Source organism: Thermogutta sp. (assembly GCF_014359955.1).
In the GTDB taxonomy this organism is placed as follows: domain Bacteria; phylum Planctomycetota; class Planctomycetia; order Pirellulales; family Thermoguttaceae; genus Thermogutta.
This window is the reverse complement of sequence record NZ_JACIYL010000273.1, coordinates 1-5,150: the sequence shown is the minus strand read 5'-3', so window position 1 is coordinate 5,150 and position 5,150 is coordinate 1. Positions and strand designations below refer to the sequence as shown.

The 5,150-nt window shown below is 57.3% G+C and carries 6 protein-coding genes; 1 reads left to right on the top strand and 5 read right to left on the bottom strand.

The window, feature by feature from the left end; genetic code table 11:
* The 3 genes from H5U08_RS09750 to H5U08_RS09740 all read right to left on the bottom strand — a co-directional run.
* Positions 1 to 775: hypothetical protein (locus H5U08_RS09750; protein ID WP_297032530.1), on the bottom strand; the 775-nt coding region annotated here is incomplete at its 3' end.
* A 54-nt stretch (positions 776 to 829) separates the two neighbouring features.
* Positions 830 to 1,714, bottom strand: a complete 885-nt coding sequence (locus tag H5U08_RS09745; RefSeq protein WP_297032528.1) for a homocysteine S-methyltransferase family protein — start codon at positions 1,712 to 1,714, stop codon at positions 830 to 832.
* 84 nt (positions 1,715 to 1,798) lie between these two features.
* A complete protein-coding gene (locus H5U08_RS09740; protein ID WP_297032526.1) occupies positions 1,799 to 2,671 on the bottom strand; it encodes a dihydropteroate synthase in 873 nt (290 codons plus the stop codon).
* Positions 2,672 to 2,854: 183 nt separating this feature from the next.
* Here H5U08_RS09740 and H5U08_RS09735 point away from each other — a divergent pair, with 183 nt between their 5' ends.
* Positions 2,855 to 3,646 (top strand): SOS response-associated peptidase, encoded by a 792-nt coding sequence (locus H5U08_RS09735; protein ID WP_297032524.1) that lies wholly within the window; start codon positions 2,855 to 2,857, stop codon positions 3,644 to 3,646.
* On the opposite strand, the gene H5U08_RS09730 is transcribed toward H5U08_RS09735, so the two are convergent.
* Entirely contained in the window at positions 3,638 to 4,456 is an 819-nt protein-coding gene (locus H5U08_RS09730; protein WP_297032522.1) for a redoxin domain-containing protein, read from the bottom strand. The genes H5U08_RS09735 and H5U08_RS09730 overlap by 9 nt on opposite strands.
* Positions 4,453 to 5,150, bottom strand: a 698-nt coding sequence (locus H5U08_RS09725; protein ID WP_297032520.1) for a nitrilase-related carbon-nitrogen hydrolase, incomplete at its 5' end; no start/stop codon positions are given. The genes H5U08_RS09725 and H5U08_RS09730, both read right to left, overlap by 4 nt.

The following is a 5,150-nucleotide window of genomic DNA, read 5'->3' as shown; positions in this document are numbered from 1 at the left end:
ATAAAAACGGCCGGTCCTGTGTTCCCAGGTCGTCATTGAATTGAATGATGTGCACGTGATCGCCGACCGCCTGATGGAAACGCCGCAAATTCTCGAGCCAGGCTTCGACAATCCGCTCGTACAACGCCCGAACATAATCCGGTTCGCTGACCAAAGTGATCATCCAGGCTGCAAAATCACCGGTTCCGAGCCCAAAGAAAAGTTCGAAAGGAGGCCCCATTGCTGCGATGATCGCGAAATCGGTGTTGTGGTACAACGCCTCCGCTTGGGCTCCAAGTTCATCACATTCTTCCTGGGTAAGGAGAGGAATATCCAGAGTCTCTGGATCCACATGGGCGGCGCCGGGATATTTATCAAGTCGATCAAAGTAGAAGCCGTCCCTGGGCATTTTCGCAATAGGTCGTCCCTGCTGATCGTACAGTGTGAGTGAACCATCAGGTTCTGTGACGGGATTAAACTCGCCTGGCACCTCAACCGGCGTGCCGTCAAACAGTTGCCAGGGCTTCCAGTTGTCGTTGGCAATTCCAAAAGCCACGCGGCGTCTGTGAAGCCCAATGACATCCACCCCGAAGCGTTCGAGGATCGGTCGTTCGATTTCGGCCAGCATCTGATAAACGTCATAGACTCGGGTGGGGGTAGCCAATCCCAGGCGCTCTTTGAGACGGTGGTAGGCAGCCGCTGCAATACCGGTCTGTCGTGTGGCCCCAAAGTCGATGGGCACCCGATCCGGCCCCTGGTGAGACAGTGCACGGAGAACGCGTTCGCGCGAGGTCATTGTTGCAGGTGGTAGTCGGAATCCCTTGCTGTTGGATCTGGTTCTAGGAATTACTCAGTTGGAATTTTTCTTGAGAAGCTGACAAATCGCTTTAATAAAGTCCGGCGTCGTTCCGCAGCACCCCCCAATAAAGCTCGCCCCTGCTTCGACCAACTTGGGTACATATTCTGCGAATTCCTGAGGGGCAATGCGATAGACAGTTCGACCATCGACGATTTCCGGCAAACCTGCATTGGGTTTGATCCAAATGGGGCGGTCCGTGGCCGCTTTCAATCGCTGGCAGATACTGACATAATTCTCCGGGCCTGCGCCACAGTTGGCACCAATGACATCGGCACCGGCGGCCGAGAGTTGCTCAGCCGCTTGCTCGGGCGTGGTTCCCATCATGGTTCGGTCCCGGTTTTTTCCAGAATCGAACGTCATACAGACTACGACGGGCAAACCGGTGGTTTTGGCCGCCTCGAGGGCCAAAAGAGCCTCGGCAGGATCGGACATGGTTTCGATGACCAGTCCATCTGCCCCCGCCTCGGCTAGTGCTTGGGCTTGGACGAGGAACGCTGATCGGAGTTCTTCCGGTGTCTTGGTGCCCATCATGAGCATGACGCCGGTCGGCCCGATGGAGGCGAACACAAACGATTGGCCCGCTGCTGCGCGTTTTGAGATTTCAACACCTGCCCGATTAATCGCCACAGTTTTGTCAGCAAGGCCATAGCGTTCCAGCGTGATGGGATTGGCGCCGAAGGTGTTCGTAAGGATGATCTGGCTTCCCGCCTCAACATAGGCGCGGGCAACTGCTTCCACGTCGGCGGGATGCGAGAGATTCCATTCGTCGGGGCAAGCACCGACCGCCAACCCGCGGCTTTGCAATTGAGTTCCCCATGCTCCATCCAAAATCACGGGGGCTTTTTCCAGCAGTTGCTGAATCAGGACGTGTGACATCGAGCACCCTCTGTCTCTCGGCAGCTAGTTCCTGAAAGAATCACACATTGCAAATCGCCACGTGAAGAACGCACCCACCCCTGTTTATTCCGCATAGAATTTTCGTACCGCCATGATCGCATCGAAGCCTTCGGCCTGGAGCACCGCTTCCAGACACTGCATGGCCGGGTGGTCTTCCGGAAGCAGTTCGTATTTTCGTTTGACCGAGCCGATGATCATGTCCAAACCCAGCGGCAAGGCCCGGGTAAGAAAGGCCGACTCGAGGGCACTCTTCACCGGAGAACCATCTTTTCGCTTGGATGGAAGCATGACGGTGAAGTTGCTCAGACCGACCGACATATGCACGCCTGCCAGGTCGGGATCTTCGTGAATGCGCTTCATCGCACCCAACAGCCGTTTGAGATTTCCTTCAGTATCACTGGCAATGGGCACGATACCGGGATCGATAATCAAATCATCATTTTTGATACCCGGGCAATACTTTCGAGCGAGATTCACGAGATACTTGGCTGCTTCGTAGGTTTGTTCATCCGTGCGTGCGGGTTGCGGGCGACCATCGAGCAGAACTTCGGTGGCCAGCAAAATGGGCTTGAACGGCCGGATTTCGTAAAGTTTCCACATTTCCTCGCGGGAAACGGTGATCGAATTGAGAATCGGTTTGGCGCCACCCGCGCGTTCGACCGAATAGGCTTCCAATCCTGCCCGGGCGATCTGAGGATCGGGAGTGTCGATGGAAAGTGGCTTGTCGATGGCTTCCTGAATACGGCGGACCACTTCAGCCATCAGGTCAGGGCTTCGGGAGCCGATGTTGACATCGATATAGGCGGCTCCCCCCTCGACCTGACTTTTGGCGAGAGCCACAATCCCGTCAAGATCTCCGGCGTCGAAAAGTGCCTTCGTGGAAGGCACAGAGTCGTTAATGGATTCCCCGATGATCGTAAGCCCCGGAATGGCCATAGGTCCCTCCTCGGTCAACGGTTCATATAGGACGACAGCGAACAAGTGATGCTTTTTTATCACGTTTTGGGCGTTTTTTCCACCCGGCTCCGTATGACCTGTTCGTTTTCCGCGAGGACGGTCAATAGAATAGGTTGTTCATGGGAAAGCCAATGGGATTAAAGCAGTTGATAGGACAGCCCGATGTGCGGTCGATTCACGTTGCGTGCGACACCGGAAGAGGTGGCAAGCCATTTTCGCCTGCTTCAGGTTCCCGATTTTTCACCCCGGTATAACATTGGTCCGGGGCAAATGGTTGGAGTTGTCCGGGCCCAGCGGGCCGACTCCGATGCGGGAGAGCCGATTGCCGAGACAAATACGGACTTCCGAAAACAGATAACGCACGCCGGTAGCGGCGATGTGGAGCCTGCTGTCAGGCTGGAATGGGCGTGGGTCAAATGGGGCCTGGTGCCGCACTGGGCGGAAGACCCTGCCGTGGGTAACCGACTGATCAACGCTCGGGCGGAAACCGTCGGCACAAAGCCTGCGTTCCGAACTGCCGCCCGGTACCGCCGGTGTCTCGTTCCGGCAGATGGATTCTATGAGTGGAAGGCATCCCCTAAAGGAAAGCAGCCTTATTTTATTCGCCTCCGAGGTGATCGATTGTTTGCCCTGGCTGGGCTCTGGGATCAGTGGCACAGTCCCACCGGCGAGATTCTGGAGACATGCACCGTCCTCACGGTGGAACCCAATCCGCTGGTGGCGAAGTTCCACAATCGGATGCCTCTCATCTTGCCGCCGGAGGCCTATGATTTGTGGTTGAACCCCGCCATCATCCAGTTTGACAAGCTCCGGGAATGGATTCGGCCGTACCCCGCGCACGAAATGGAGGCCGTGGCCGTCTCTTCCTACGTGAATTCAACTCGCCATGAGGGACCACGCTGCATCGAGCCTGTAACCGAATCGGGCACACTCTTTGATGGCGATTCATCGTGATTCAGGAAATGACCCTGGGGGCTGGGCGTCGTGAGTCGAGCCGGGTGTTTTTCTGACCGGTGGTCCCAAAAGTTGGTCCACCATTTGACTCACCTGGCGATCGTATCCCGGAAGCCATCCCGACCATGCTGCGCGAATGATCCCGTTTCGATCGATGAGAACAATTGCGGGAATCGGCAGGGGCGCAAGTCTAGCCACGTCAGACGCCTCAGGCTGGGCAAGAAGCAGGAATCGGTACTGGCTCGTTCGTTCCAGATCGACATAACACGGCGTGGGCAGATGCAGTTCCCGCCAGGCGGTTTGCGTCCAAACCAAAAAGTCTTCAGGCAGGTTGCGGTCGGGAGGTGGGGGGCAGGCAATGGCCACAAAACGAAAATCCTTTCGCGTGGTCACCGGGAGCACGGCCGCCAGACGGGAGACTGCTTCTTCACTGGTAGGAACCCAGGGACCCCAAAACACGGCCACGGTGACATGGTCGCGAAGCGAGTCCAGTGTGACGGGAGAAATGGCCTGGGGGACCGGCATTTCAACGCCCCGGCCCGGATTGACGAGGTCGTCCAGCGCATACACCTGGACGAAGTCGGCTGGCTTTCCGACCGCTGGATGCGTGGTGGGATCCCGCTGGCCCCACGGACGCCAGAAGAAGATGGCAAACACAAAAGCGAAGCACACCCCGGCGAGCAACAGATCGGCAAGCAATCGTTTTCTGGCTGTCTTGCCGCGGCCGGCAGCAGATTGAGGGGAGATTTCTTGCTTCTTGGCAGGTACCCGCCAAAAATTGACCGGTTTTCGCGATGGGGTGCTCCTCACGTGTGGCCCTCGTTCTCACATGTCGTTCCTCTGTGATTTTTTATTTGTTGAGATGCTTGACGCCAGCGGACCCGGCCAACTTTGATCCGATTCGTCACCTCGTCAGTAGTCGGTGGAGCAGGGGTGGCGGCCTGCGGGTAGATGGGAGTTCGGTAACCGGAATAAGCCTCGGTGCGGAGGTGGGCCAGCATGTGATGTCCCAATCGGCGATCGCGCTCCTCACGAACAGCAGCGACATCCACCGGTCCGACGACGATCTTTTCGCCTGTGCCGGGCTCCGCCTGGACGACGATTCGCCCGTCGTAGTCCACGATCATGCTCCCGCCCGGCCAGCTAAAGGGTGGGTAGTTCCGCAGGGAAGCCCCCTGATTGCAGGCCACCACGTAGGCCAGGTTTTCGATGGCCCGTACCCGGTTGACAAGCGTCCACCATTCCATCGGCGAGGCGGTTCCCCACGGGTCCATGTAGGCTGAGACTCGCAGCAACACTTCGGCTCCTTGGAGGGCAAGCTGGCGAATGGCCTCCGGGAACAGCCAGTCGTAACAGATGGCCACGCCAATGGAGCCAATCTCCGTCTGGGCTACCGGAAAGAGAGGTTCCTGGTAGTCGGGAAGATCATGGGGGCTGGTATGGAGTTCCCAGGGAATCCAGGGATGCACCTTGCGATACTTCAGAAGGAGTCCCTCGGGGCCCA

What these genes read in the sequence shown, in the direction of transcription:
- H5U08_RS09745 (WP_297032528.1), bottom strand. Translation starts at nt 1,714, where the DNA reads ATGTCACACGTCCTGATTCAGCAACTGCTGGAAAAAGCCCCCGTGATT.
- H5U08_RS09740 (WP_297032526.1), bottom strand. Translation starts at nt 2,671, where the DNA reads ATGGCCATTCCGGGGCTTACGATCATCGGGGAATCCATTAACGACTCT.
- H5U08_RS09735 (WP_297032524.1), top strand. Translation starts at nt 2,855, where the DNA reads ATGTGCGGTCGATTCACGTTGCGTGCGACACCGGAAGAGGTGGCAAGC.